At 64.2% G+C, this 25,954-nt stretch carries 22 protein-coding genes; 11 read left to right on the top strand and 11 right to left on the bottom strand.

All coding sequences use genetic code 11. The features are described 5' to 3' along the window. The 4 genes from CR103_RS13845 to rpsL form a co-directional block, all read right to left on the bottom strand. A partial coding sequence (locus CR103_RS13845) for a GTP-binding protein (RefSeq protein WP_017454492.1) occupies window positions 1–123 on the bottom strand: 123 nt, incomplete at its 3' end. A 70-nt stretch (window positions 124–193) separates the two neighbouring features. Continuing rightward, window positions 194–2,299 (bottom strand): elongation factor G, encoded by a 2,106-nt coding sequence (gene fusA, locus CR103_RS13840; protein ID WP_099916561.1) that lies wholly within the window; start codon window positions 2,297–2,299, stop codon window positions 194–196. A 123-nt stretch (window positions 2,300–2,422) separates the two neighbouring features. Continuing rightward, entirely contained in the window at window positions 2,423–2,893 is a 471-nt protein-coding gene (gene rpsG, locus CR103_RS13835) for a 30S ribosomal protein S7 (RefSeq protein ID WP_099916560.1), read from the bottom strand. A 125-nt stretch (window positions 2,894–3,018) separates the two neighbouring features. Beyond that, on the bottom strand, window positions 3,019–3,402 hold the full coding sequence (rpsL, locus tag CR103_RS13830) for a 30S ribosomal protein S12 (protein WP_010394376.1): 384 nt from the start codon (window positions 3,400–3,402) through the stop codon (window positions 3,019–3,021). A gap of 345 nt (window positions 3,403–3,747) precedes the next feature. Between rpsL and CR103_RS13825 the strand changes: the two genes are divergently transcribed. The 11 genes from CR103_RS13825 to CR103_RS13785 all read left to right on the top strand — a co-directional run bounded on the left by CR103_RS13825 (window position 3,748) and on the right by CR103_RS13785 (window position 17,609). Further along, on the top strand, window positions 3,748–5,514 hold the full coding sequence (locus CR103_RS13825) for a phosphoethanolamine transferase (RefSeq protein ID WP_099916559.1): 1,767 nt from the start codon (window positions 3,748–3,750) through the stop codon (window positions 5,512–5,514). A gap of 146 nt (window positions 5,515–5,660) precedes the next feature. Next, complete coding sequence (locus CR103_RS13820) at window positions 5,661–6,929, top strand: efflux RND transporter periplasmic adaptor subunit (protein WP_099916558.1); 1,269 nt, start codon at window positions 5,661–5,663, stop codon at window positions 6,927–6,929. Between the two features lie 35 nt (window positions 6,930–6,964). Beyond that, window positions 6,965–7,705: an ABC transporter ATP-binding protein gene (locus CR103_RS13815; RefSeq protein ID WP_099916557.1), complete on the top strand. Its 741-nt coding sequence runs from the start codon at window positions 6,965–6,967 to the stop codon at window positions 7,703–7,705. Window positions 7,706–7,714: 9 nt separating this feature from the next. Next, window positions 7,715–9,034: an ABC transporter permease gene (locus CR103_RS13810; RefSeq protein WP_099916556.1), complete on the top strand. Its 1,320-nt coding sequence runs from the start codon at window positions 7,715–7,717 to the stop codon at window positions 9,032–9,034. Window positions 9,035–9,042: 8 nt separating this feature from the next. Continuing rightward, entirely contained in the window at window positions 9,043–10,284 is a 1,242-nt protein-coding gene (locus CR103_RS13805) for an ABC transporter permease (RefSeq protein ID WP_099916555.1), read from the top strand. Between the two features lie 29 nt (window positions 10,285–10,313). Beyond that, window positions 10,314–11,666: a sigma-54-dependent transcriptional regulator gene (locus tag CR103_RS13800; RefSeq protein ID WP_099916554.1), complete on the top strand. Its 1,353-nt coding sequence runs from the start codon at window positions 10,314–10,316 to the stop codon at window positions 11,664–11,666. Beyond that, window positions 11,663–13,054 (top strand): sensor histidine kinase, encoded by a 1,392-nt coding sequence (locus tag CR103_RS13795; RefSeq protein WP_099916553.1) that lies wholly within the window; start codon window positions 11,663–11,665, stop codon window positions 13,052–13,054. The genes CR103_RS13800 and CR103_RS13795 overlap by 4 nt, the downstream gene beginning before the upstream one ends. 116 nt (window positions 13,055–13,170) lie before the next feature. Further along, on the top strand, window positions 13,171–13,506 hold the full coding sequence (locus tag CR103_RS22120) for a glycoside hydrolase family protein (RefSeq protein WP_441293458.1): 336 nt from the start codon (window positions 13,171–13,173) through the stop codon (window positions 13,504–13,506). Next, window positions 13,503–13,994 carry a hypothetical protein gene (locus CR103_RS22115; protein WP_143752608.1) on the top strand — a complete coding sequence of 164 codons (492 nt, stop codon included), beginning with the start codon at window positions 13,503–13,505 and terminating at the stop codon, window positions 13,992–13,994. Before CR103_RS22120 ends, CR103_RS22115 begins: the two co-directional genes overlap by 4 nt. Window positions 13,995–14,137: 143 nt before the next feature. Then, window positions 14,138–14,923, top strand: a complete 786-nt coding sequence (locus CR103_RS13790; protein ID WP_099916552.1) for a spermine/spermidine synthase domain-containing protein — start codon at window positions 14,138–14,140, stop codon at window positions 14,921–14,923. A 202-nt stretch (window positions 14,924–15,125) separates the two neighbouring features. Further along, a complete protein-coding gene (locus tag CR103_RS13785; protein WP_099916551.1) occupies window positions 15,126–17,609 on the top strand; it encodes a TonB-dependent receptor plug domain-containing protein in 2,484 nt (827 codons plus the stop codon). A gap of 12 nt (window positions 17,610–17,621) precedes the next feature. Here the strand turns inward: CR103_RS13785 and CR103_RS13780 are convergent, their stop codons facing one another. The 7 genes from CR103_RS13780 to CR103_RS13750 are packed head-to-tail and all read right to left on the bottom strand — an operon-like array spanning window position 17,622 to window position 25,951. Continuing rightward, window positions 17,622–19,142 (bottom strand): hypothetical protein, encoded by a 1,521-nt coding sequence (locus tag CR103_RS13780; protein ID WP_229443057.1) that lies wholly within the window; start codon window positions 19,140–19,142, stop codon window positions 17,622–17,624. Continuing rightward, the gene (locus CR103_RS13775; protein WP_099916550.1) at window positions 19,139–21,094 is read right to left on the bottom strand and encodes a DUF4175 family protein; all 1,956 of its coding nucleotides are present in this window, start codon (window positions 21,092–21,094) and stop codon (window positions 19,139–19,141) included. Before CR103_RS13775 ends, CR103_RS13780 begins: the two co-directional genes overlap by 4 nt. Further along, on the bottom strand, window positions 21,078–22,073 hold the full coding sequence (locus CR103_RS13770; protein WP_099916570.1) for a BatA domain-containing protein: 996 nt from the start codon (window positions 22,071–22,073) through the stop codon (window positions 21,078–21,080). The genes CR103_RS13775 and CR103_RS13770 overlap by 17 nt, the downstream gene beginning before the upstream one ends. Then, window positions 22,070–22,954 (bottom strand): DUF58 domain-containing protein, encoded by an 885-nt coding sequence (locus CR103_RS13765; RefSeq protein WP_099916569.1) that lies wholly within the window; start codon window positions 22,952–22,954, stop codon window positions 22,070–22,072. The genes CR103_RS13770 and CR103_RS13765 overlap by 4 nt, the downstream gene beginning before the upstream one ends. Window positions 22,955–22,965: 11 nt before the next feature. Continuing rightward, window positions 22,966–23,970: an AAA family ATPase gene (locus tag CR103_RS13760; RefSeq protein ID WP_180279394.1), complete on the bottom strand. Its 1,005-nt coding sequence runs from the start codon at window positions 23,968–23,970 to the stop codon at window positions 22,966–22,968. A 2-nt stretch (window positions 23,971–23,972) separates the two neighbouring features. Continuing rightward, window positions 23,973–24,593: a DUF4159 domain-containing protein gene (locus tag CR103_RS13755; RefSeq protein ID WP_099916549.1), complete on the bottom strand. Its 621-nt coding sequence runs from the start codon at window positions 24,591–24,593 to the stop codon at window positions 23,973–23,975. Window positions 24,594–24,613: 20 nt separating this feature from the next. Then, a complete protein-coding gene (locus CR103_RS13750; protein ID WP_099916548.1) occupies window positions 24,614–25,951 on the bottom strand; it encodes a TldD/PmbA family protein in 1,338 nt (445 codons plus the stop codon). Window positions 25,952–25,954: the final 3 nt, after the last annotated feature.

Raw genomic sequence — 25,954 nt, 5'->3', positions numbered from 1 at the left:
GCCGAATTTCTTCGACAGCACAGTTGCGATCGCAGCCGTCAGGGTCGTCTTGCCGTGATCAACGTGACCGATGGTGCCGACGTTGACGTGCGGCTTGGTCCGTTCGAATTTACCTTTTGCCATTTTATTCTTCCTTAAAGAGCTATTTACTGAGATTATTTTACAGGCCGGGGACACCCCCGGCCCATATTGATTACTTGGCTTTAGCCGTGATGATCGCGTCAGTCACGTGCTTAGGCGCTTCCGAATAGTGCTTGAATTCCATCGTGTAGGTCGCACGGCCTTGCGTTGCTGAACGCAGCGAGGTCGAGTAACCGAACATTTCGGACAGTGGCACTTCGGCTTTGATGATCTTGCCGCCGCCGCCTGGAATCTCGTCCATGCCCTGCACCATGCCGCGACGCGACGACAAGTCGCCCATCACGGTACCGGCGTAGTCTTCCGGCGTTTCCACTTCAACTGCCATCATCGGCTCGAGGATGACCGGCGACGCCTTGCGGCAACCGTCCTTGAATGCCATCGAAGCGGCCATCTGGAACGCGTTTTCGTTCGAGTCCACATCGTGGTACGAACCGAAGAACAGCGTGACCTTGACGTCGACTACCGGGTAGCCCGCCAGCACGCCGGTGTTGAGCGTACCGCGCACACCTTTTTCAACTGCCGGGATGTACTCGCGTGGCACGGTGCCGCCTTTGATGGCGTCGATGAACTCGAAACCCTTGCCCGGCTCTTGCGGCTCGATCTTCAGAACCACGTGACCGTACTGACCGCGGCCACCGGACTGCTTGACGAACTTGCCTTCGGACTCTTCGCAAACTTTGCGGATCGTCTCGCGGTAAGCCACCTGCGGCTTGCCGACGGTCGCTTCGACGCCGAATTCGCGCTTCATGCGGTCGACGATAATTTCCAGGTGCAGCTCGCCCATACCACCGATGATGGTCTGGCCCGATTCCTCGTCCGTCTTGACGCGGAACGATGGATCTTCCTGTGCCAGGCGGTTCAGCGCCAGGCCCATTTTTTCCTGGTCGACCTTGGTCTTCGGCTCGACGGCCTGCTGGATCACCGGCTCAGGGAACACCATCTTTTCCAAGGTGATGATGGCCGACGGATCGCACAGCGTTTCGCCGGTCGTCGCGTCTTTCAGGCCGACCGCGGCGGCGATGTCGCCGGCGTGGACTTCCTTGATTTCTTCACGCTGGTTGGCGTGCATCTGCAAAATACGGCCAAGACGCTCTTTCTTGTTCTTGATCGGATTGAACACGGTGTCGCCCGACTTGATCGAACCGGAGTAGACGCGGAAGAAGATCAGCTGGCCAACGAACGGGTCGGTCATGATCTTGAATGCCAGCGCAGCGAATTTCTCGTTGTCGTCGGCTTTGCGGCTGGTCGGCTGGTCGTCTTCGTCCATGCCTTGCACCGGCTTGATGTCGATCGGCGACGGCAGGTATTCGATCACGCCGTCGAGCATGGCCTGCACGCCCTTGTTTTTAAAGGCGGTGCCGCACATCATCGGGACGATTTCCGACGCCAGCGTGCGCATGCGCAGGCCGGTCTTGATCTCTTCTTCCGTCAAGTCGCCTTCGTCGAGGTACTTGTTCATCAGTTCGTCGGTCGCTTCAGCGGCCGCTTCGACCATCTTGACACGCCACTCGTCGGCTTGCGCTTGCAGCTCGGTCGGGATGTCGCGGTAGTCGAACTTCATGCCCTGCGACGCGTCGTCCCAGTAGATGGCCTTCATCTTGACCAGGTCGACCACGCCGAGGAAGTTCTCTTCGGCGCCGATCGGGATCTGCAGCGGAATCGGGTTCGCCTTCAGGCGCGCGCGCATCTGCTCGTAGACCTTGAAGAAGTTGGCGCCGGTACGGTCCATCTTGTTCACAAACGCCAGGCGTGGCACTTTGTACTTGTTAGCTTGACGCCATACGGTCTCCGACTGCGGCTGCACGCCGCCGACTGCACAGTAAACCATGCAGGCGCCGTCGAGCACGCGCATCGAGCGTTCGACTTCAATCGTGAAGTCGACGTGGCCCGGGGTGTCGATGATGTTGATGTGGTGCTCAGGGAAGTTGTTAGCCATTCCCTTCCAGAAGCAAGTCGTCGCAGCCGAGGTAATCGTGATACCGCGTTCCTGCTCCTGCTCCATCCAGTCCATGGTGGCCGCGCCATCATGCACTTCGCCGATCTTGTGGTTCACGCCCGTGTAAAACAGGACGCGCTCAGTCGTGGTGGTCTTGCCAGCATCGATGTGAGCGGAGATACCGATATTGCGGTAGCGCTCAATGGGGGTCTTGCGTGCCATAATTATTCCTAAATCTTTGAATGGACAAAACCGAGCGGCATTTTGTGAACAAAATGAGCCCGGCCTCGAACAACAGATGCATGACCGCGCCCGGGGCTGATACAACCCGGGATTGGCCCTTGATTAGAAGCGGAAGTGCGAAAACGCCTTGTTCGCTTCAGCCATGCGGTGAACTTCATCACGACGCTTCATGGCACCGCCGCGCATTTCCGCGGCTTCCATCAGCTCGCCGCCAAGGCGCTGTGGCATCGATTTTTCGCTGCGCTTGTTGGCAGCTTCACGCAGCCAGCGCATCGACAGGGCCATGCGGCGCACTGGACGCACTTCAACTGGCACCTGGTAGTTGGCGCCGCCGACGCGGCGGGACTTCACTTCGACCATTGGCTTGGCGTTGTTGATCGCGGTGGCGAACACTTCCAACGGATCCTTGCCGGACTTGGTGCGGATGTGCTCGAAAGCACCGTAAATGATGCTTTCAGCGATCGATTTCTTACCCGACAGCATCAGCACGTTGACGAATTTGGCGACATCCTGGTTGCCGTATTTTGGATCAGGCAGGATTTCGCGCTTGGGGACTTCACGACGACGTGGCATTTCAATTCCTTTCAGTCTTCAGTTGAGGCTGCTTGCGCAACACTCGCGGTGGCCATCATGACCAACCACTTACTCGACCATTACGATCGGTTCAACTCTATCAAATGGGCAGCGAAGTTAAAAAATTACTTCTTGCCTGCTTTAGCGCGCTTGGTACCGTACTTCGAACGCGACTGCTTACGGTCTTTGACGCCCTGGGTATCGAGTGCACCGCGAACCATGTGGTAACGCACACCCGGCAAGTCTTTGACACGACCGCCGCGCAGCAGCACGACACTGTGCTCCTGCAGGTTGTGGCCTTCACCGCCGATGTACGAAATGACTTCGAAACCGTTGGTCAGGCGAACTTTGGCGACCTTACGCAGAGCCGAGTTTGGCTTCTTTGGGGTCGTCGTATACACACGGGTGCAAACACCACGTTTTTGCGGGCTGTTTTCCAGCGCCGGCGATTTGCTCTTCACGGTCAGCGCGACACGTGGATTGCGAATCAGTTGATTGATGGTTGGCATCGTTATAAATCCAACAAAGATACAACATGAATAACCCGGGCGAAACGCCCGGGGACTAAAACCTAGTCCCGGTTTGCACTGACAAGGGAGGCGCCGACAGCCACTCGGAATGCGAGCGGCCGCGATTGCGATACGATGTGCAGAATAAATTCGAGAACTCGCGAGTATAGGCCCGATCAGGCAGGCGGTCAACCTGTTTAGTAAGCAGGACATGAGCAGGAACTGAACGCCAACGTGCGTGGCACGCCGTGCCGTGAAGGGCAATATCGCCCCACAATTGTTTCATTCTGGCCAAAAGAGCCGGATAATAGGTGGCTTTGCCTTCTTCAACCGACCCTGACGCCGATGCGAACCCTGCTGCGCCCTGCTCCCCTGTTTTTGCTGCTGACTTACCTGGCGGTGTCCGCCGTGCCCTTCGTGCCGATGCTGCTTGGCAAACCCCTCGAGCGGCCGTGGCAGGTGCTCGGCGTCGCGTTCGTCGGCTGGCTGGCGGCCTGGGCCATATTCAAGCGTCCCGCCTGGTTTCACTGGCTCCTGATCCCCGCTTTCGTAGCGCTGCCGGCCGAAGTGTATTTGATTACCTATTACGGCCAGGGCATTTCGACCCACCACCTCGGCATCATTGCCGAGACAAGCCCGGGGGAAGCGTTGGATTTTCTCGGCAGCAAGGTGTGGCTGATGCTGGCGGTGATGGCCGGCATCGTCGTCTGGTGGGTTGCCAGCTGGGGCGTGGCGCGCAGGACCCGAGAACTGGACTGGAACGACGGCTCGCGCCCGGTGGTCCTGATCGCGTTGGCGATATGCGTCGCGGTGTGGGCCTACGGCCACAAATTCGGCATTGCGCCGGCCACGGCCAAGCCCGGCCACACCGGCTGGAAGCTGCCGCCGCTGGCGCCCTGGGCCAGGCTGCCGTTCGAATTCGACGCCTTTGCCCAGTCGTGGCCGTTTGGCCTGGTGGCGCGCGGCGTCGACTACTATAAAGAGCGCACTTATCTCGCCGAACTGAGCCAGCGCAGCGCCAATTTCCATTTCGGCGCCCGCCAGCAGGAGCCCGACAGCGAACCGGAAATCGTGGTGCTGGTGATCGGCGAATCGGCGCGCGCCGACCGCTGGAGCCTGAACGGCTACGGGCGCGACACCAATCCGCGGCTGTCCGGGCACGCGAACGTGGTGAACCTGCCGGACGTCATCACCGCCGTCTCGGCAACCCGGCTGTCGGTGCCGGTCATCATTTCGCGCAAGCCGGCGATGCAAAGCCTGAAGGACGGTTTTGCCGAGAAATCCTTCATTACCGCCTACAAGGAAGCCGGCTTCAAGACGTTCTGGCTGTCGAACCAGATCTCGTTTGGCAAGTTCGATACGCCGGTGTCGGTGTTCGCCAAGGAAGCGAACGTCATCGAGTTCGTCAACCTGGGCGGTTTTACCGACCGTTCGAACTACGACGAGGTGCTGCTGCGCCCGTTCGGCAATGCGCTGGCCGACCGCGCGCCGAAAAAGCTGATCGTCATCCATTCGATGGGCAGCCACTGGAATTACAGCCACCGCTACCCGAAGCAGTTCGACCAATGGCAGCCATCGCTGTTCGGCGTCGACCAGCCGGCCTACACCGACATTACCATCAAGCCACAGCTCAACAACAGCTACGACAGCAGCATCTTGTACACCGACTGGTTTTTGGCGCAACTGATCGACAGGCTGAAGGGGTCGCAGCAGCGCACCTCGATGCTGTACGTGGCCGACCATGGCCAGACGCTGTACGACAAGAGCTGCAAGCTCGCCTTCCACGGCCACAACACCAAGTACGAATTCCACGTGCCCGCCTTCGTCTGGTATTCGGACCAGTACCAGGCGCACTATCCCGGCAAGGTCGAGCGGCTGCTACGCAACCGCAAGGCCAAACTGGCGACCGAGAACATGTTCCATACGCTGCTCGACCTCGGCGGCATCCACTATCCTGGCGAGCGCGTCGAATGGAGCTTCGTCAATCCGGGCTTCAAGCAGCACAAACGCTACGTCGACAGCTACGGCTGGGCCGACTACGACAACGCCGTCATGAAAGGCGATTGCCGCGAAGTGATCGGCAGGGAAAAGCCGCTCAAGCGGGAAAATTAGCGGCCGGCCTGCATACCTGCCGGACACTGTCCGTCCAGCGGATGCCAGCGGACACCGTCCGCAAAAAAATTGTGATTTAAAGTCAATGACTTAGCAGTTGGCACAGATCGTGCAATACGGTTTGTATCGATACCAGACCGACTGCCATGATCCGCGACACCTCATCCCAAGACGCCGTCCTTACCCCTGCCCCGGCGCGCAAATTCAGGCAGCGCGCCTTCTGGGCCGGCGCCCTGGTGCTCGCCGTGGCCGGCGCCACGCTGCTGCTGTCGGCCTGGCGCAGCAGTGAGCATTCGGTCAGCGCCGCCCGGTTGCGCATCGCCGAAGTAGGCCGCGGCACGCTGGTGCGCGACGCTTCCGTCAACGGCCGCGTCGTCGCCGCCATCAGCCCGACCCTGTATGCCACCGCGCTGTCCACCGTCACTCTCAAGACCAACGCCGGCGACGCCGTGAAAAAAGGCGATGTGCTGGCGGTCCTCGAGTCGCCCGACCTGATGGACGCCTTGAAGCGCGAGCAGTCGAGCTATTCGCAGTTGGAGGCGGAAGTGGCGCGCCAGCAGATCTTGGCCAAGAAGCAAAAACTGCTGGCCCAGCGCGAGGCCGACAGCGCCGAGATCGACCGCCTGTCGGCCCAGCGCACGCTCGAGCGCTATGACAGCGTGGGGCAAGTGGGCATCATCGCCAAGATCGATTTCCAGAAGGCGAAGGACGCCCTGAGTTCGGCGCAGATCCGCGCCAGCCACGCTACCAAGGCGGCCGCCCTGGAAAGCGAAGACGTCGCGCTGGCGCTCAAAACCAAGGTCAATGAACTGGACCGCCAGCGCCTGTCGCTGGCGAACGCCCGGCGCCGCTTCGACGAACTGACCGTGCGCGCGCCGGTCGACGGTTTTGTGGGCACCCTGAACGTGCAGAACCGCAGCGTGGTGGCGGCCAACACGCCGTTGATGACGCTGGTCGACCTGTCGAAACTGGAAGTCGAACTCGAGGTGCCCGAGACCTACGTCGCCGACATGGGCCTGGGCATGACGGCAGAAATTATGCTGGGCGACACACGCGCCACCGGCAAGCTGTCGGCGCTGTCGCCGGAAGTGATCAAGAACCAGGTGCTGGCGCGGGTGCGTTTCGACGGCGTCCAGCCGAAGGGGCTGCGCCAAAGCCAGCGCGTAACGGCCCGCTTGCTGATCGAGGAAAAGCCGAACGTGGTGATGCTGCCGCGCGGCCCGTTCGTCGACAGCGAAGGCGGCCGCTTCGCCTACGTGATGCACGACTCGATTGCGGTGCGCACGCCGATATCGCTCGGCGCCACCAGCGTCACGGCGGTCGAGATCCTGTCGGGCGTCAAAGTCGGCGACAAGGTCGTCATCGCCGGCACCGACAGTTTCAATAACGCCGCGCGCGTAACGATCAATCAATAGCGTCAACCAATAACGTCAACAATAAAGGAAGTCCCATGCTGCGCATGACTAATCTTAGTAAGGTGTATCGCACCCACATGATCGAAACGCACGCGCTGCGCGGCTTCGAAATCCAGGTCAACCAGGGCGAATTCGTCACCGTCACCGGTCCGTCCGGCTCGGGCAAGACGAGCTTTTTGAACATCGCCGGCCTGCTCGAGGAATTCACCGACGGCGAGTACATCCTCGATGGCGTCAACGTCAAGGGCATGGACGACAACGCCCGTTCGCGCCTGCGCAACGAAAAACTCGGTTTTATCTTCCAAGGGTTTAATTTGATCCCCGACCTGTCGCTGTTCGATAACGTCGACGTGCCGCTGCGCTACCGCGGCTTCAACGCTAGAGAGCGCAAGGAGCGCATCGAGGACGCGCTGGCCAAAGTCGGCCTGGCCTCGCGCATGAAGCATTACCCGGCCGAGCTGTCGGGCGGACAGCAGCAGCGCGTGGCGATCGCGCGCGCGCTGGCCGGCAGCCCGAAGCTGCTGCTGGCCGACGAGCCGACCGGCAACCTCGACACCCAGATGGCGCGCAGCGTGATGGAGCTGCTCGAAGAAATCAACGCCCAGGGCACCACCATCCTGATGGTGACGCACGATCCGGAACTGGCGGTGCGCTCGCAGCGCAACGTCCACATCATCGACGGCCAGGTGTCGGACCTGGTGCGCAAGGGAGCGTCGCTGTTTGAGGCCAACACCGAGGCACACACCGAGGCCAACGCCGCCGGCCACGTCGCATAAGGAGTCGCCATGTTTTCCTATTATCTCAAGCTTGGCGTGCGCAGCCTGCGCCGCAACCCGGCGCTGACCGCGCTGATGGTGCTGACGCTGGCAATCGGCGTGGCGGCCAGCGTGTCGACGCTGACCATCCTGCATGTGATGTCGAGCAATCCGATTCCGCAAAAAAGCGAGCGGCTGTTCGTGCCGCTGGTCGACAACGGCCCGCTGGAGGGCGACAACCCGGCCGACAAGGAGCACAACCGCGATGACCAGTTGAGCTATATCGATGCGCAGAACTTCCTCAAAAGCGGCCAGGGCGAGCGCCGCACCGCGCTGTATGGCATCGCGGCGCCGATCGAGCCGGCGCGCCACGATTTACCCGTGATATCGGCGCAGGGCACCGCGCCGACCCGCGATTTCTTCGCCATGTTCGACGTTCCCTTCCTGTACGGCCAGCCGTGGAGCGAAGCGGACGACAAGGCCGCCGCCGACGTCGTGGTGCTGAGCGGCGCGATGGCCGAGAAGCTGTTCGGCGCCGTCAATCCGGTCGGCCAGCGCCTGCGCATGATGGGCCATGAATTCCAGGTGGTCGGCGTACTGCGGGCCTGGCAGCCGCTGCCGAAATTCTACGCACTGGTCGGCGGCCCCGGCGCGTTCGGCCAGCAAGACGACATCATGCTGCCGTTCGCCACCGCGATCCGGCACAAGGCCGACCTCAATGGCGGCATGAGCTGCCGTTCCCGCCGCGAACCGGGCTGGCAGGGACTGCTCGATTCGGAGTGCACCTGGCTCGGCTTTTTCTTCGAAACCAGCACCGGCGCCGGGCGCGCCGACCTGCAGAACTACCTGGACAATTACGCCAGCGACCAGCGCAAGCTTGGACGCCTGAAACGCAAGGGCGACAACCAGCTGTTCGACGTCATGGAATGGCTCGAACACATGAAGGTAGTCGGCAACGACAGCCGGCTGGCGGCCTGGCTGGCCTTCGGCTTCCTGCTGCTTTGCCTGGTCAACACCATCGGCCTGCTGCTGGCGAAGTTTTCGGTGCGCGCATCCGAAGTGGGCGTGCGGCGCGCCCTGGGCGCCGCACGCCGCGACATTTTTCAGCAGTTCCTGACCGAGACCGCGGTGGTCGGACTGGCCGGCGGTCTCCTCGGGCTGCTGCTGTCGTTCGGCGCCCTGGCGCTGATCGCCATGTCCTCGCAAGAGCTGTCGGTGGTTGCGCACATGGACTTCGCCATGCTCGGCCTGACTTTTTCCCTGTCGCTGCTGGCGGCACTGCTGGCCGGCCTGCTGCCAACCTGGCGTGCCTGCCAGGTGACGCCGGCCATTCAACTCAAATCGCAATAGGAGACATCATGGAATTCCGTCCAATCCTGTCGGCGCTGTTACGCAGCAAAACCGGCGCCATCCTGGTGGCGCTGCAAGTGGCCATCAGCCTGGCGATCCTGGCCAACGCCCTGCACATCGTCAACCTGCGCCAGGCAGTGGCAGCGCGCCCGAGCGGCCTGGCCGACGAAAGCGCGCTGTTTTACATTCATGTGCGCCACCTGCGCCAGGGCGACCATAACGAGCAGGTTGCCACCCAGAAGGCCGAGACGGCGACGCTGCGCGCCGTCGGCGGCGTCGCCTCGATAGCGTTCGCCAACCAGATGCCGATGTCGAATGCGGGCTGGACCAGCAGCGTCGCAGCCGACCGCAAGCAGGTCCAGCCGAGCGCCGACGCGGCGTACTATTATTCGTCCGACTCGCTGGTGCAGACCTTGGGCCTGAAGCTGGTCGAAGGGCGCGATTTCCGGCCCGACGAAGTGATCGATGCCGACAAGAACAAAAACGACGACAGCACCAATCCGAAGGCGATAATCGTCACCCGCGCGCTGGCCGCGAAGGTGTGGCCGGGCGCCGCCAGCGTCATTGGCAAGACGCTCTATTTCGGCACCGGCGAAGGCGCCAACGGTGCGCCTGTGGTGGGCGTGGTCGAACGGCTGCAGACCCAGAACGCGTCGGTGGAAGAGCGCGGCGAATATTCCACCATCGTGCCGATGCGCCTGTCCAGTGGCCATGGCTCACTGTATGTCATGCGCGCCGAACCGGGCCAGCGCGAGCGTGTGATGAAGGAAGCCGAAGCTGCGCTGCGCCGCGCCGCTGCCTTCCCGGTGATCCTGAAAGCGAAGACGGTGGCCGACGACCGCAAGGAGCGCTACCGCGCCGACAACGCGCTGTCGTGGATGCTGGTGACGGTCAGCGTGCTGCTGCTGTTGATCACCGCCAGCGGCATCGTCGGCATGGCCAGCCTGTGGGTGACGCAGCGCCGCAAGCAGATCGGCGTACGCCGCGCGCTCGGCGCACGCCGGGTCGACATCCTGCGTTACTTCGTCGCCGAGAATTTTATGATCACCAGTGTCGGCGTGATCGCCGGCGTGCTGCTGGCAATCGGCCTGAACCAGGTGCTGGTGTCGCAGCTCGAGATGGCCAGGCTGCCGCTGGCTTACCTGTGGGCCGGCGCCGGCGTGTTCTGGGCGCTCGGCGTGTTGGCGGTGTATGGGCCGGCCTGGCGCGCGGCAACGATATCGCCGGCCATTGCCACCCGCAGTGCCTGAAGCGCGTTGCCAGATGGTATCCTAGCAACATGCCTACCATCCTGATCATCGACGACAACGCCGCCGTCGCCATCGCACTCGACGTGCTGTTTTCGCTGCACGACATCGATACACTGCGCGCGGCGTCGCCCGAACAGGGCCTGGCTGTGCTGGAACACGCAAATGTCGACCTGGTCATCCAGGACATGAATTTTTCCGCCGACACCACCTCGGGGGCCGAAGGCGCGGTGCTGTTTCGCGAGATCCGCAAGCGCCACCCCGACCTGCCGGTGATCCTGCTGACCGCCTGGACCCACCTCGACGCCGCGGTCGAGCTGGTCAGGTCGGGCGCCGCCGACTACTTGGCCAAGCCGTGGAACGACGACCGGCTGATCGCCACCGTCACCAACCTGATCGAACTGGGCCAGGCCAACCGCGCGCTGGCCGAACGCGCGCGGCGCGAGCGGCGCCAGCGGCGCGACCTCGAAGAGCGATTCGACCTGCGCGGCATGGTGTGGCAGGACCCGTCGACCGAGCGCGTGCTGCACCTGGCCTGCCAGGTCGCGCGGGCCGACGTGCCGGTGCTGATCAGCGGCCCGAACGGCACCGGCAAGGAACGCATCGCCGACATCATTCAAGCCAATTCGCAGGTGGCGCTCGGCCCGTACGTCATCCTCAACTGCGGCGCGCTGCCGGCCGAACTGATCGAGGCTGAACTGTTCGGCGCCGACGCCGGCGCCTACACCGGCGCCTCCAAGGCGCGCGAGGGAAAATTCGAGGCGGCCGACGGCGGCACCCTGTTCCTCGACGAAATCGGCAACCTGCCGCTGGCCGGCCAGATGAAACTGCTGCGGGTGCTCGAGACCGGCCGCTTCGAGCGGCTCGGCTCGAACCGCGAGCGCCAGGTCAAGGTGCGCGTCATCAGCGCCACCAACGCCGACCTGCCGGCGATGATCCGCGCCGGCACCTTCCGCGAAGACCTGTTCTACCGGCTCAACCTGATCGAACTGCGGCTGGCGCCGCTGGCCGCGCGCGCCGGCGACATCCTGCCGCTGGCGGCCAGCTTCCTGGCAGCCGGCAAGCGCTTGTCAAGCGGCGCCGAAGCGGCGCTGATGGCGCACGGCTGGCCGGGCAACGTGCGGGAACTGAAAAACGTCATCGCCCGCGCCTGCCTGCTGGCGGGCGGCGCCGTCATCAATGCGGCCGATCTGGGACTGCCTGCCGGGTTGATAACGACAACTTCCGCGCTAGTGGGCGACAACGCAGAACCGGACCGCGATTGCGTCGCGCAGGCGCTGGCGCGCGCCAACGGCGTGGTGGCACAGGCCGCCAGTGAACTGGGGCTGTCGCGCCAGGCGCTGTACCGGCGCATGGAGCGGCTCGGCGTCCCTCGTCCGGGATGAAGCGCTTGCGTCTTTCGCTGGTGACGCGCTGGTCGGCGCTGGTCGGCACCTTGCTGGCGATGGGCATCCTGATGGCGCTGCTGCTCGACCATCTGCTGCCGGGCCGCCCCGCCACCGTGTTCGCCATCTGCCTCGCGTGCTTGGTACCGATGTCGGTCATCGCCATGCGTGCCCAGATCGCTCCGATCCTGTCGCTGTTCCGCGCTCTGGAGGGCACCGTCACCAGCTACCAGGACGGCGACTTTTCGTTCAGCCTGCATTGGCCGCACAACGACGAACTGTCCGATTTGGTTGCCGCCCACAACGCGCTGGGGAACGTCTTGCGCGAGCAGCGGCTCGACCTGATGCAGCGTGAACTGCTGCTCGACACGATGGTGCAGAACACGCCGGTGGCGATGCTGCTGGTGGCCGAAGGCGCCGCCAACACGCGTACCGTCGTGTACGCCAACCTGGCCGCGCGCCAGTTGCTGGGCCAGGGCAGGAAGCTGGAAGGCCATCAGGTCGACGCCATCCTCGACCAGTGCAGCGCCGCTTTGCGCGAAGCGGTCGCGCGCGGCGGCGACGGCCTGTTCACCACCGGCGAGGACAAGGACGAGGACGAAGAGGTGTACCACCTGGCGCGCCGCAGTTTCAGCCTGAACGGACGGCGCCACGAACTGCTGCTGCTGCGCCAGCTGACGGTCGAACTGCGGCGCCAGGAAGTACAGACCTGGAAGAAGGTGATCCGGGTAATCAGCCATGAACTGAACAATTCGCTGGCGCCGCTGACGTCGCTGGCGCACTCGGGCGCGGAGCTGGTGCGGCGCGGCCAGACCGAGCGGCTGCCGCAAATTCTCGAGACGATCGAAGAGCGCAGCCGCCACCTGGAACGTTTTATTCTCGGCTACGCCCGCTTCGCCAAGCTGCCGACGCCGCGCCTCGAAGCGTGCGCCTGGGACGTTTTCCTGGCGCGGCTGACGTCCCAGGCGACGTTCCGGCTGGCTGGCGCGGCGCTATCGACGCCGGCCTGCTTCGATCCGGCGCAGATGGAGCAGGCGCTGCTCAATTTGCTCAAGAACGCCCACGAATCGGGCTCCCCGCCCGACCAGGTCGAGCTGCACGTCAGGCAGGTGGCAGACGTGCTGCGCATCGAAGTCGCCGATCGCGGCGAGGGCATGATCGATGCGGTGCTGACCAACGCGCTGGTGCCGTTCTACTCCACCAAGCGCGCCGGCACGGGCCTCGGGCTGGCGCTGGCGCGCGAGATCGCCGAGGCACATGGCGGGCGCATCGTGCTGGCCAACCGCGACGGCGGCGGCCTGGCCGTGACGCTAATTTTGCCCCAGGCGTCTGCCGTCAGGGTCTGCCGTCAGGGTCTGACCCGCTCTCTGGGTCAGACCCAGGTTTAAGGCCTGCAGACCACCGGCCCCAACGCGATCCGCGGTCCCAACAAATCACCGTCACATGGATCTTTTGCAAGAACCATCCATCGACTATATTAAAGCCAGGTTTTTACAAGATCCCCGTGACAACATCATCCCCCCAAGCGCGCGCACCCGCGTTCGCCGCAGCGCCGATAACGCCGACTACCACAGTGAAACTGACGCAGGCACAATTTGACGCACTGGTCAGCTTGACCTACAACGCGGGAGTTAAGGGATCCTTTCATGTTTTTGATCTTATAAACGCCGGTAATTTTCAAGGTGCTGCAAGCTTGATCGCAAGCATGACATCTGGCCACGAGATACGAAAGGGCATGAGGGTAAAAGTATTTTATCGCGGGTTAGTTGCTCGAAGAACAGCGGAAAGCGCCCCATTTAGAAACACCACAAATGCGCCAGTCAGGAGTGCTGCCAAATGACACCGCGCCTCAACCACGTGCTAACACAGTTTCTGCTACTTACGGCTCTCGCTTTCGCATCTGCCAGTGTACATGCGCACGACGTAAACGCCGATATTTATGGGACATGGAAAATCAAGGCTTTAATAGGCGGCGGAGCGGTGAGCAGCCGATCGCAATACCAAGTTGAAAAAATTATTGGAAAGCTCGCAATCATCAGCGCCGGACGATTTGAGTTCAACGGCCAAACCTGCATGTACCCGACGTATCAACGGAGTAAGGAAGAGACCGTTTCTCATTTCGACCGGGATTGGCGGAGTGACGTAAGTGATATCCCGTTTCCGAATCCGGTAACGATCATTGAGACAGAATGTGTTTTCTTATACCCAATCCGCAAAGACCATCTGATGATCGCAGACAGTGGCGATTTTTTCGAGGCAGTGCGCGTCAAGAACGTATCGGCCCATTCCATTGCCAAGGCCCGTGTCAAGAAAATTCCGCTGCCTTAGCCTGTATCCGACTTCCAGATCAGACCCCGGTTTTAATTTTAAGGGTCTGGCCCGCTTTCTGGGTCAGACCCCAGAAAGCAGCCTGAATCGGCCGGCGCGGCCGTCTGCTAAGATGGGCCTGCGCAGCCGATTTCCACCATGTCATGTCTTCCAAACGTAATGAACCCGTCGCCAGCGGCCGCTTCGAGCAGCCCGGCCATCCTCCCGCCACCGTCACCGAATTTCGCGGCGTGCGCTTCCTGCACCTGGGCACCTCTTGGGTGCAGGGCGCCATGCGGATCGACAAGCCCGATGCAATTGAACTGGACTACATCGGCATGATGATGATGTGGCTGCTGTTTTGCGAGCAGCCGCGCCATGTCGTCCAGCTCGGGCTCGGCAGCGCCGCGCTGACCAAGTTCTGCTACCGGCGCCTGCCGGGTGCGCGCGTGACCGCAATCGAACTCAATCCGAACGTGATCGCCATCTGCCGCGCGCTGTTCGCGCTGCCGCCCGACGACGACCGGCTCGCCGTGCGCCAGATGAACGCGCTCGACTTCGTGCTCGATCCTGCCAACCGCAACGGGGTCGACGTGCTGCAGGTCGACCTGTACGACGAACAGGCGCGCGGCCCGGTGCTCGACACGCCTGAATTTTACCAGGGCTGCTTCGACTGCCTGGCCGACGACGGCATCATGACCACCAACCTGTTCGGCGACATCGCCAACTACGACAAGAACCTGCGTGCGATGGAGCAGGTGTTCGATGCCGTGGTGTGGCTGCCCGAAGTACACGACGCCAACATCGTGGTGATTGCCTTCAAGCGCGCGCCGCAGATCGATTTCAGCGTGCTGTTCGAGCGCGCCGGCGCGATCAAGCGCGGCATGAACCTGCCGGCCAGGGACTGGGTCGCCGGCCTGAAGGAATGGATGCAGGACCAGCAAAGTTAGCGCCAGACCCTGCAGAGCAAATTCGGGGCCGTAACCCTACCTGCTTTTGCGCCGCCTGGCTTGCAATGCTGCAAAATTAAATATAAATACAACAGTACGACGACACAGGTTGTACAGACCAATTGCGTCCTATAGCATCTTTCCGGCAACACGCGCCATCGGCGCATGTACAACCGAAAAATACTTAAAGAGAGAGACGCACGTGACCATATCTACCGGAAAAGTCAAGCTGAACCGCACCCTGCTCGCTTCGGCGCTGCTGGCCGCGCTGAACCAGGCTGGCGCCCAAGAGGCGGCCGGCAATCCGCAGCCCGGAACCGTTGCCGACGCCACGCCTTCGGTGGTGGTGCTCGGCTCACGCTCGCGCGCCAAGACGGCGCTCGACACGGCCGTTCCGGTCGGCCTGATCAGCATCAAGGACATGCAGGCGGCCGGCCCGCTCGAACTGGGCAAGCTGCTGCAAACGCTCGACCCGTCGTTCAACTTCAGTTCCACGTTCATTAGCGATGGCACCGACATCATCCGGCCCGCCACCTTGCGCGGCCTCGGGCCCGACCAGTTGCTGGTACTGGTCAACGGCAAGCGGCGCCACCAGCAGGCGCTGGTCAACGTCCAGCAGACCGTCGGGCGCGGCTCGGCCGGCACCGACATCAACGCCATCCCGCTGTCGGCCATCCACCACATCGAGGTGCTGCGCGATGGCGCTGCCGCCCAGTACGGGTCCGATGCGATTGCCGGCGTGATCAACATCGTCCTCAAGTCGCAGACCAACGAAACGCAATTGAGCGGCACCGTCGGCACCACCTCGAAAGGCGACGGCGACCTGGTGTCGGGCAGCGCCAACACCGGCTTCGCGCTGGGCCTTGACGGCGGCTTCGTCAACCTGACCGTCGAAGGGCGGCGCCGCGGCGAAACCAACCGCGCCGGCCTCGATACCCTGCGCGTCGATCCACCGCGCGTGACCCAGCGCATCGGCGACAGCCTGGCCAAGGACGCCTACCTGTGGATCAATGCCGGTGTCCCGTTCGACAAGTCGAGCGAGTTCTACGCCTTCGGCGGCGTGTCGAAACGCACCGGCGACTCGGCCGGCTTCTTCCGCTCCAAGGGCGATGGCCGCACCGTGCCTGCGGTGTACCCGAACGGCTTCCTGCCGAACATCATGACGACCGTGAAAGACGCTTCGCTGGCCGTGGGCTACAAGCGCGATCTCGCCAACGACTGGAATTTCGACGTCAGCGTCAATGTCGGCCATAGCGAGCTCGGTTTCCACGAACGCAATTCGATCAACGTCAGCTACTGGTACGAGCCGAAACCGGGCGGCGGCATCTATGCTGCGTCGCCCATGGAAGCGGACACCGGCAAACTCAAGTTCGACCAGACGACCTTCAACGCCGACCTGCGCGGCCCGGTCGACATTGGCGGCACCAAGGTGCTGCTGGCCGGCGGCGTCGAGTACCGGCGCGATAATTACGCGATCGAAGCGGGCGAGCCGGTCTCGTATCAGTACGGCCGCACCAATAATCCGGCGATCAAGATCTTGAACCAGAACGGCGGCATCGCAGCCTCCGGCGCGCAAGGCTTCCCCGGCTACACCCCAGGCACCGCGGTCGACGCCGGCCGCCACAACGTCGCCGCCTACCTCGATGCGGAACACAACCTGACGCCACAGCTGCTGGTGGCCGGCGCGGTGCGCTTCGAAAAATATTCCGACTTCGGCAACACCACCACCGGAAAACTGAGCATGCGCTACGATCCGTCGCGCGCGATCGGCTTTCGCGGCAGCGTGTCGACGGGCTTTCGGGCGCCTGGCGTGCAGCAGAAGTTTTATAGCTCCGTGTCGACCAACCTGAACTCGGCCGGCGTACTGACCGAAACCCTGACCGCGCGCGAAGGCAGCGCCGTGACGCGCGCCTTCGGCATCGCCCCGCTGAAGGAGGAAACCTCGAAGAGCGCCAGCATCGGCATGATTTTGCGCCCGGCCACCAATTTCTCGGTCACCGCCGACCTGTACCGCACCAACATCGACGACCGGATTGTCTTTTCGAGTAACATCGCGCCCGAGTCCGGCGCCTGCCTGACCGTTGGCGCATGCCCGATCAAGGCGCTGCTCGATCCGCTCAAGGTCGGCCAGGCGCAGTTCTTCACCAACGCAATCGACACCAGCACGGATGGCTTCGACCTGGTGGCCGAACACACCAGCAAGTGGCGCGGCGCTACCCTGGTGATGTCCGGCCAGCTCGGCTTCAACCAGACGAAGGTGAAGAGCCGCAACTCGCAGTCGCCGGTGCTGACCGGCGCCCAGCTGTTCGACGATTCGCAGGTGACGCTGATCGAACGGGGCCAGCCGCGCCAGCACCACGTGGTCGCAGCCGACTACACGGTGGGACCGTGGAACCTGAACACGCGCGCCAATTACTATGGCAAAGTGCAGGGACAGGGCTTCACCGCGCCGTTCATCCAGACCTGGGAAGCGAAGTGGCTGGTCGACCTGTCGCTGCGCTACGCGTTCACCAAGCGGCTCTCGCTGTCGGCCGGCTCGAACAACATTTTCGACACCTATCCGACCGAATGGGACAAGACACGGGCGGCGCCGTTCCCGCAACTGGGCTTCACGCATTGCTGGGAGACGTGCCCGATCGGCATCAATGGGCGCTCGGGCTACGTGCGGGTCGATTACGCCTTTTAATCGCGTCGGTGCCTAGCGATGCTCGCGCCACCACAGCGTGAGCATCGCCAGCGCACACAGCAGCGCGAATGGCCACGCCGGCATCGGCGTGCTGTTCGCGCCGGCCGGCGCCGCGGTGCGGGCGGCGTAGCGCGCGGTTGCATCGCGCCGCTGCGCCGCCTGCCACAACGGCCAGTCATCGTTCGCAAACACATAGATGTTGTTCGACTGCGTTCGGTCCGACCGCGGCGCCTTGCCCTGCGCGCGCACGGTCAGCCATCCAGGCGCTTTCGGCCAGACTGCCATGCACGAGGCATCGGCCTTGTCGGGACGGCGCTGCCAGGGCGCCGCCTGCCCGAGTCCGGAAAACACCGCCTCGCCGCGCACACCTTTCGCGCACACTTCCAGCCGCTGTCCGGCGAACGGCATCTCGCTTGGCGCATCCCACACCACCTCTTCATCGCGTTCGACGCCGGCCTGGTCGAGCACGCCCTGCCACCACATGCCGAGCTGCTGCGGCTCGCTGATGGCGTAGCGGTGCCAGTGGCCGACGCCAACCCACGAAATGCGCCCTTTCTGCCAGCGGCGCGACCATAGCGCGCCGTCGGCACTGCGCCATGCGCCGGCCACGGCCGACGCCGGATTGAACGGCGCCACCGGCATCGCCAGCGGCGCGCCGGCCGACTTGTCCGGTTGCGCTTTGAGTTCCAGCTGAAGGCTAGCCTGCCACAGGCGCGGATCAAAGGCATTCGCGGCGAGGATTACCAACGGCGTGCCAAGCGCTACCTGCGCCAGCATGGCACTGCGCTGGTTTTCCGGCGCGCGCTCGAACCAGGCGGCGTCGACCAGCAGCAGATCCGCTGCGGCCAGCGGCGCGCGCGCGGTTTCACTACGCGTGACGGTTTTGCCGAGCGTGACGTGCCAGTCGAGCAGTGCGCCGCTATTGACCAGCAGGTCGCCCAGGGCGCGCAGGTCGAACGACGGCGCGCTAAAGCGGCCGCGGACCCGCAGCGGCGCGGCTTCGACAACGTTCAATGGCACGGGCCCCTCGGCCAGCGTCTTGCCGTCAGCGCCCAGCAAGCGCGCGCGCAGCACCAGTAGTTCGGCCGCCGGCGGCAGCCACTGCACGCTGATCGACGCCTCCAGAGCGCTGGCCTCGGCGCGGGTTTCGGTAATAACTTGACCGTTCTCGGCCAGCAGCTGCAGGCGCGCCGCGCCCGGCGCACTGCGGTGGACGGTCAACTTGAACATGCGGCCCAACGTTAGCGTGCGCGGAAAATCCAGCCGCAGCACGGCCGTTTTCGGCATCGTCCAGGCGATTTTTTGGGCCGGGGCATCGCGCCATTCGGCTTCGCGCAGGCCGTCACCCGACACCGCCAGCGCGATCGCGCCCGCTGCCGGCAGTTTGAAACCGGCGGCAATGCCCGCCAGCGATGCGGCGACAACCAGCGCCAGCGCCGCGTCGACCCAGCGCCGGCGCCACAAATAAAGGCCGGCACTGGCGGCGCCGGTCAGTAGTATGGTCAGCAGGGTCAACAAACTTGCGGCCATCATGGCGCCGCCTTGCGCCAGGCCTGCACAAAAGGGGTGGTGGCCGTCGGCGTGGCCCGCAACAGTACCGGCGCGTCGAGGATCGCGCCGCGCAGCCACGCCCGCAGCACCGGCCGGCAGGCAGCGCAGCCGTCGGCCACATCCTGCACCGCGCGCTGCGCTTCGAGCCGCTGTTCGTCGTTGGCAATATGGGCCCGAATCGACTCGTGCGCGGTCCGGCTCCAGAGCGCCGGCAGGGTGCTGTCGCCGCCCAGCGCGCCCAGCAGTTCGCGCAATTGGGCCGGCACCGCCTCGCCCGGCTTACCCTGCTCACGGCGGTAGCTCCTGGTTCCCACCACGTCGCCGCTCATGCGAATTTCTTCCCTGATCGGGGGCGGCGCGAACGCCGTCTTGTGCAGGTAGATGCGGTCGGCCTGCTGCAGCTGCTTGACCGCTTCGAGCGCCTTCAATTCGGGTGGCAGCGCTGACGCTGGCGTCAGCGCACGCAAGGCCTTTTCGGCATCCCACATGGCCGCCAGCGCGCGGCGCAGTATTTTTTTGGTCGCTTCGTCGAACAGCGTGGCGTTTTCCGCCTGGTCGTGGGCATGGCCGAATTGGGCAAGCACATCGCGCTTGCCACCGTCCTTGTCACCTTCCTTGTCACCGTCCTTGTCATGGTCGTCGTCGCCGAACAGCGTCGATTCTTCGCCGAGGAACTGGCCATAGCGGCGCCGCAACCGGGCCTGGTCGGCGCCGATCGCTTCGCTGCGGCTGCGCACCGTGGCGGCGGCCAGCCGAGGCTGCACTTTCATGTCCGCCACCAGTTGCTCGGTATCGATGATGACCTGGCGCTGGCTGCGCAGGCTTTCCGGGCTGGCCAGCATCGGCAGGGCCGACGTCTCATCTTCCTTGATTTGCGGTCCCGCCAGGCGCAAGGTGTAGGTCGGCGATTGCGCGTTGTGGGGTGGCTCGGCGTTGTCACTGGCGCGAACAAAGAAATACAGTTCATCGCCCGGCTCCATGCCGAGCTCATGCAACGACCACTGCTTCGACCAGTTGCGCACGCGCGGATCGCTCGATTGGGGCAGCGCAAGCTCGCGGTCGCTGAAACGGATGTTCTCGCCGCTGCCGCGCGCCAAGGTCAGGTGCAGCGTTGCGCGGCGCACCAGGTAGTCGTCGCGTACCGACACCGCGATGGCCGCGCTGCCGGCGTCGGCCGCCAGCAGCTGGACCATGTCGGCAGGCTTGGTCACGCTGATGAGCGGCGGCGCGTCGGGCGTCACCCGCAAGGTGTAGCGCTCGCCGCGCCAGCGCCAGAACACCGTCTCGGTCGCAATCGAGCGCGCGCAACCGGCTTTGACCTGCAAATGCCGGCCATCGCTGAGCTCAATGACAGCGTCGCCTGCCTCGCTCGCGCACCAGCGCACTTGGCTGTGTTGCGGCGCGACGAGGTCGCGCGGCGCCGATTCGAACGCCGGCACCGCCGTGTACTTCGGCGGCACGACATGCACGACGATGCGGCTCTTTTCCACGACTGCCTGCGCAGCTTTGGGAATGGCGACCGACACATTGGCGCGCGCGCCCCAGGCCCATACAGCGCCGGCGGCAAGAAAACTGACGGCGATCCAGTGGTAGCCGCCATCAACGCGGGTGCGCGCCACGTTCGATAGATCCCGGCTAGTGAAGCGATTAATCACACGCTGGCGCTGCAACTGGCCGATCGGCGACGCCGCGCTGGCCAGCAATGCGCTGCTGTCTTCAAACGCCGGCAGCGCGCTATCGAGCCAGCGCGCCCAGTTGGCCGCCACGCGCCGGTACAGGCGCGCGCCGTCCCACATCGCCAACACCACAGTTGCCAACACGCCCGGCACCGACAGCAGCAGGCACCACGGCAGCACGGCGCCCAGCCAGATTGGGGCGCGGCGGCGCCATGCCGCGCGCCACAGGCGGCCGACAATGTCAGCGCCGGCTTGCATGGGCCATCATCCGTTCCAGCGCAAACAGGGCTGCCAGCGCAATCAACAGCTGGTCGCGCAGTACGCCAGTGCCGGGCGCGCTGCGGGCAGTCGGCGTGGCCGCCATCGCTTGCGATGGCGCCGGATACGCCACCGGTGCGTAATGCAGCCGCTGCCATGTCTCGAACAGGGTTCGGGCCGCATCGGCATCGGCCGGCGGCCATGCGCTTGACGTCCACAGCCGTCCGCGCGCGCTGTCGGCGTAGCGCATGCCGACGCTCGATGGCGCGTCGCGCAGTTCAGGAAAAGCGCTGGCGTCGCCGACCCACCACAGCTTTGCGCGCAAGTTCAAAGGCGGCGCTTCGGGAACATCCCACACGATCAGATCAAGGTTCGCCCCAGCCGTGTCGGTAACCAGGTAACGGCCATCGAGCGACGCGAACAGCGCGCGCCAGCGGGCCGCGCGCTTGCTGACGACGGCGATGCGGTATTCCACTTTTGGGAACGGGAACGGCAACGGCAACGCCGCGCTGCGCAGTTCGACGCGGTGCCGGAAAACCGGCTGCGCCGCCGGCATGGCGACAATACCGGCGACCAGCAGGCGCGCGCCGGCCTGCCACTCGCGCTCGTGGGCGGCAAGCCAGCCGAGCGCATCGCCGTCAGGCAGTGCAATCTTGCGTGCGCCTGTAAAACCGGCGTCGCTCACCTGGCGCTCGAGCCAGGCGGCGTCGGTTCCCGGGACCACCAGCACGCTGTCGCCACGCCACGCCAAGACCGGGTCGGCCAGCAGCGCGATCAGCACCGCCAGCAGCAGGCAGCGTACCAGCAGCAGCAGGCGCTCACGCCAGCGCCAGACGCGCAGCTGGCGCGGGTCAAAGCGCGGCAGGAAGCGCGCCGTCGCCAGCGGTTCGATTCGGGCGCGCTCGCGCTGGCGCCGCTGGCGGTGCCACCAGATCGGCGCCGCCAGCACCGGCAGCGCCAGCCACCATATATTGTTCATGTTGCGCCCGCCTGGCGCAGCCACGCGCGCAGTACCGGCGGCAAAGGCTGTTCGATGCGCGCGTTCAAACTTTTGATATCGGCGCGCCGACAGTCGAGCGTCATCCGCGCGAAATGGTCAAGGCGATTTTGCAGGTAGCCGGCGCGCGACAGCGCATCGAAGCTGAACAAGCCGTCTGCCCTTTCCGGATCGCGCCAGACGCTGCCGGCGGCGAAACCGGCAGCGCATTCGGCCTCCGTCTGCAGGCACAGCGCGCGCACGTCGTGGCGCATGTGGCGCAGCCGCAGCAGCGCTTCCGATTGCGCCGACGGCCAGTCGAGAAAGTCGCTGACGGCGAAGATCAGGCTGGGCGAGCGGGCGAAATGCAAACTAGCGCGCAAGGTCTCGGCCGGCGGCAGGCGGCCTGCCGCTTCGGTGCGCGACAGTTGCGCCAGCACCCGCCGCATCTGGCGCGGGCCGCGCGCGGCGGGCGTGAATTTGACGCCATCGCCGCCGCAGACGATCAGGCCGAAGGCGTCGCCCTGGCGCTGCGCGATGGCGGCGACGCAGGCCAGCACCATGCGCGCGTAGTGCAGCTTGTCGAGGCCGGCCACGCTGCGGCTCGGCTCGGCCATCGAGGCGCTGGCATCCAACCACAGCCAGACGGCGACGTGGCTGTCGCGCTCGGCCTCGCGCACGTAATAACGGTCGGCGCGCGCCAGCAGCTTCCAGTCGACCCGGCGCCACTCGTCGCCGGGCGCGTAGGCCCGGTATTCGGAAAACTCGACCCCGGCGCCGCGCTCGCGGCCGGCATGGATGCCGTGGCCGAGACCGGCCAGCACGTAACGGATGACCAAGCTCAGGTCGGTGGTGCGCGCCAGCAGCGCGGGGGTCTCCAGCATCGCCTGCATCGTCAGTCGGGGCGGATCTCGGCGCGCAGCGCCAGCAGGATGTCGGCCACCGCGACGCCATCGGCTTCGGCTTCGAAATTGCGCAGCACGCGGTGCGCCAGCACCGGCAGCAGCATCGCACCGATGTCGTCGCGCGTGACCGCCAGGCGACCGTGCATCAGCGCGCGCGCCTTCGACGCCAGCACCAGCGCCTGGCCGGCGCGCGGACCGGCGCCCCAGCCGACATGCTTGACGACGCTGGCCACGCGGCTCGCTTGCGGCCGGGTGGCGCGCACCAGCCGAGTGGCGTAGCGCAGCAGGTGTTCGCCGATCTCGATGTCGCGCACCAGCAGTTGCAGGCGCAGCAGGCTGACCGCATCCATCGCCGGCGTCGCGCTTTGCAGGCCGGCGTGGGTGGTGCGCGCGACCATCGCCATTTCCTCGTCCTCGCTCGGGTAGCCGACGTCGATGCGCAGCAGGAAACGGTCGAGCTGCGCTTCGGGCAGCGGGTAGGTGCCGGCTTGCTCGATGGGGTTTTGCGTCGCCAGCACGAAAAACGGCTGCGGCAGCGCGTGGGTCTGGCCGGCGAAGGTGACGGCGCGCTCCTGCATCGCCTCCAGCAGCGCCGACTGGGTTTTGGGGGGCGCGCGGTTGATCTCGTCGGCCAGCAGCACCTGGGTGAACACCGGCCCGGGCTGGAAGCGGAACTCGCGCTGGCGGGTGGCGGTGTTTTCTTCGAGGATCTCGGTGCCGACGATATCGGACGGCATCAGGTCGGGCGTGAACTGGACGCGGCGAAACTGCATGTCGGTGGCCTGCGCCAGCGACTTGACGAGCAGCGTCTTGCCCAGGCCCGGCACGCCTTCGACCAGCGCGTGGCCGCCGGCCAACAGGCAAATGATGAGCGACTCGATCACCTGATCCTGGCCGATGATGACATTTGCCATACTGGCCTTGAGGGCCGCCACTTTCGCCGTCAGGACGGATATTTCCGCCTCGCTCCACGCTATTGCATCACGTTCCGACACGATTAAGCTCCCAGTGCATATTGAATGATATTGACCGCGAAGCGGGTGTTGTCGACCGCCAGGAAGCGCTTGTTGCGAAAGTCGTAGTCCCACTCGCAGCCGTAGTCCTTGTTCGAATACAGTACCCGCACCCGGCCGTTCATCTCGATCGCCTTCAGGTAGTCGTGCACCAGGTCGTCGCCCCAGCCATTGAGTTCGGCGCCGGTGTTCGGCGGGCCGTCGAAGGTGAAAAAGCTCGAGTACAGCGGATGGCTGTTGGGGATTTTTTTCAACGCCTTGGGGCCGAACATTTTCGCCAGCTCGGCCTCGAACGACTTGGCGAACAGGCCGTCGATGTCGTGGTTGCAGTCGTCGACGAAGACGAAACCGCCACCGCGCACGTAGCGCTCGAAGTTCCTGCGCTCGGCCACGGTGAACTGCACCAGCTTGTGGCCGGCCAGGTAGCAAAATGGCGCTTCCAGCATCTTCGGGTCGGACAGGGCGATCACCCGCTCGGCCGGATCGACCCGCAAGGTGGTGTACTCGACCAGCGAATTGAGCACGTTGCTCGGCATGCGGATGTCGACCTCCCAGTCGCCCGATTCATGCATCAGGCGCGTGAAATAAAAGTCGACCGGCCGCATGCGACGCTCCGTTAAAAAAGCTAAACCGCGTCGGACAGCGACGTGAAGTTGAAGTCGCGAATTTTCATCGGCGGGATCATCATCTGGTACTGCACCTCGTCGCCGCCGATGATCTGCGGTTTGCCCAGTTCATCGACGTTGTTGAGCATCGACACCGGGCTCTCGTTGAAGCGGAAGTTCTTAATCGGATGCTTGATCTTGCCGTTCTCGACGTAGAAGGTGCCGTCGCGCGTCAGCCCGGTCAGCAGCAGCGATTGCGGATCGACCTCGCGAATGTACCAGGTGCGGGTGACGACCACGCCCTTCTTCGTCGAGGCGATCAGTTCTTCCAGCGACTTGGTGCCACCCGACATGATCATGTTGCCGTGACGCGCGGTGGCGATCGCCTTCTGCTTCTGCGCCCAATAGCGTGAGTAGTCGAGCGAGACGATCTTGCCGTTCTTGACGACGTCGGTGCGCGCGCGCGGCAGCATCGACGTGGTGTCCCACGGCCGCACCGGCACGTCCTTGTCCCACGGGTCGGCCCATATGTTGACCTGCTCGTCGAACAGCTTCTCGCCAAGGCGGTTGCCGCCGCCCTTCTTCGACAGGAAGCTGCGCCCTTCGTCGGCGCGGCGGGCGTCGAAAGCGTTGAACATGCGCCCGATCAGCTCGGACGTGGCGGCCGGCTCCAGGATCACCGTGTAGCGGCCCGGTTCAAGCGCGCGGGCATCGACCGAACGCAGCGCTTTTTCAATGGCGATCGCCGACGCCTCGCGCGCATCGAACTTGCGCGCGTCGCTGGCCGAACGCGTCACCCAGCCCGAGCCGCGGCCGTCTTCGGTGCGCGCGGTGCAGGTGAAATCAAGGCTTGTCAATTGCTGGTGGCCGAACAGCCCGTTCGAATTGGCGATGGTCTGAAAGCCCGTGGTGTCGACGAAATAGCCGGCGGTGACGAGCTTGTTCTTGCGCCCGGCATTGATGCTATGCGACGCCACCTCGGCGCGGTAGTCGGGATCGATGGCGGCGGTGGGGCCGCTGAAGGTGTTCGATGGCTTGAACACGTGCTTGCCGACGGCAGGCATGAATTCGGGGTTTTCCGGCGCCAGGCGGGCTGCGTCCTCGGCCCGGCGCACCGCTTTTTCAAGCGACTTGTCGTCGAACTGGTTGATCGAGGCGGTGCCCTGGCGCTTGCCGAAGGCGACGCTGATGGTCATCTCGGTATTTTCCTGCAGGCCGGCGGTGGTGACGCTGTTTTGCGCGTAGCGGATGTTGCCCTTGCGGCTGCCGTTGATCACAATGCGGCATTCGTCGGCCTTGGAAAACCCTAGCACGCGCTCGCACATGCGCTTTGCTTCTTCCTGGTTCAGCTGTTTCATCCT

The organism is Massilia psychrophila (assembly GCF_002760665.1).
Lineage (GTDB): Bacteria > Pseudomonadota > Gammaproteobacteria > Burkholderiales > Burkholderiaceae_D > JAFCUW01.
The sequence above is the reverse complement of the archived record's forward strand: the minus strand, read 5'-3'. Positions and strand labels throughout refer to the sequence as shown.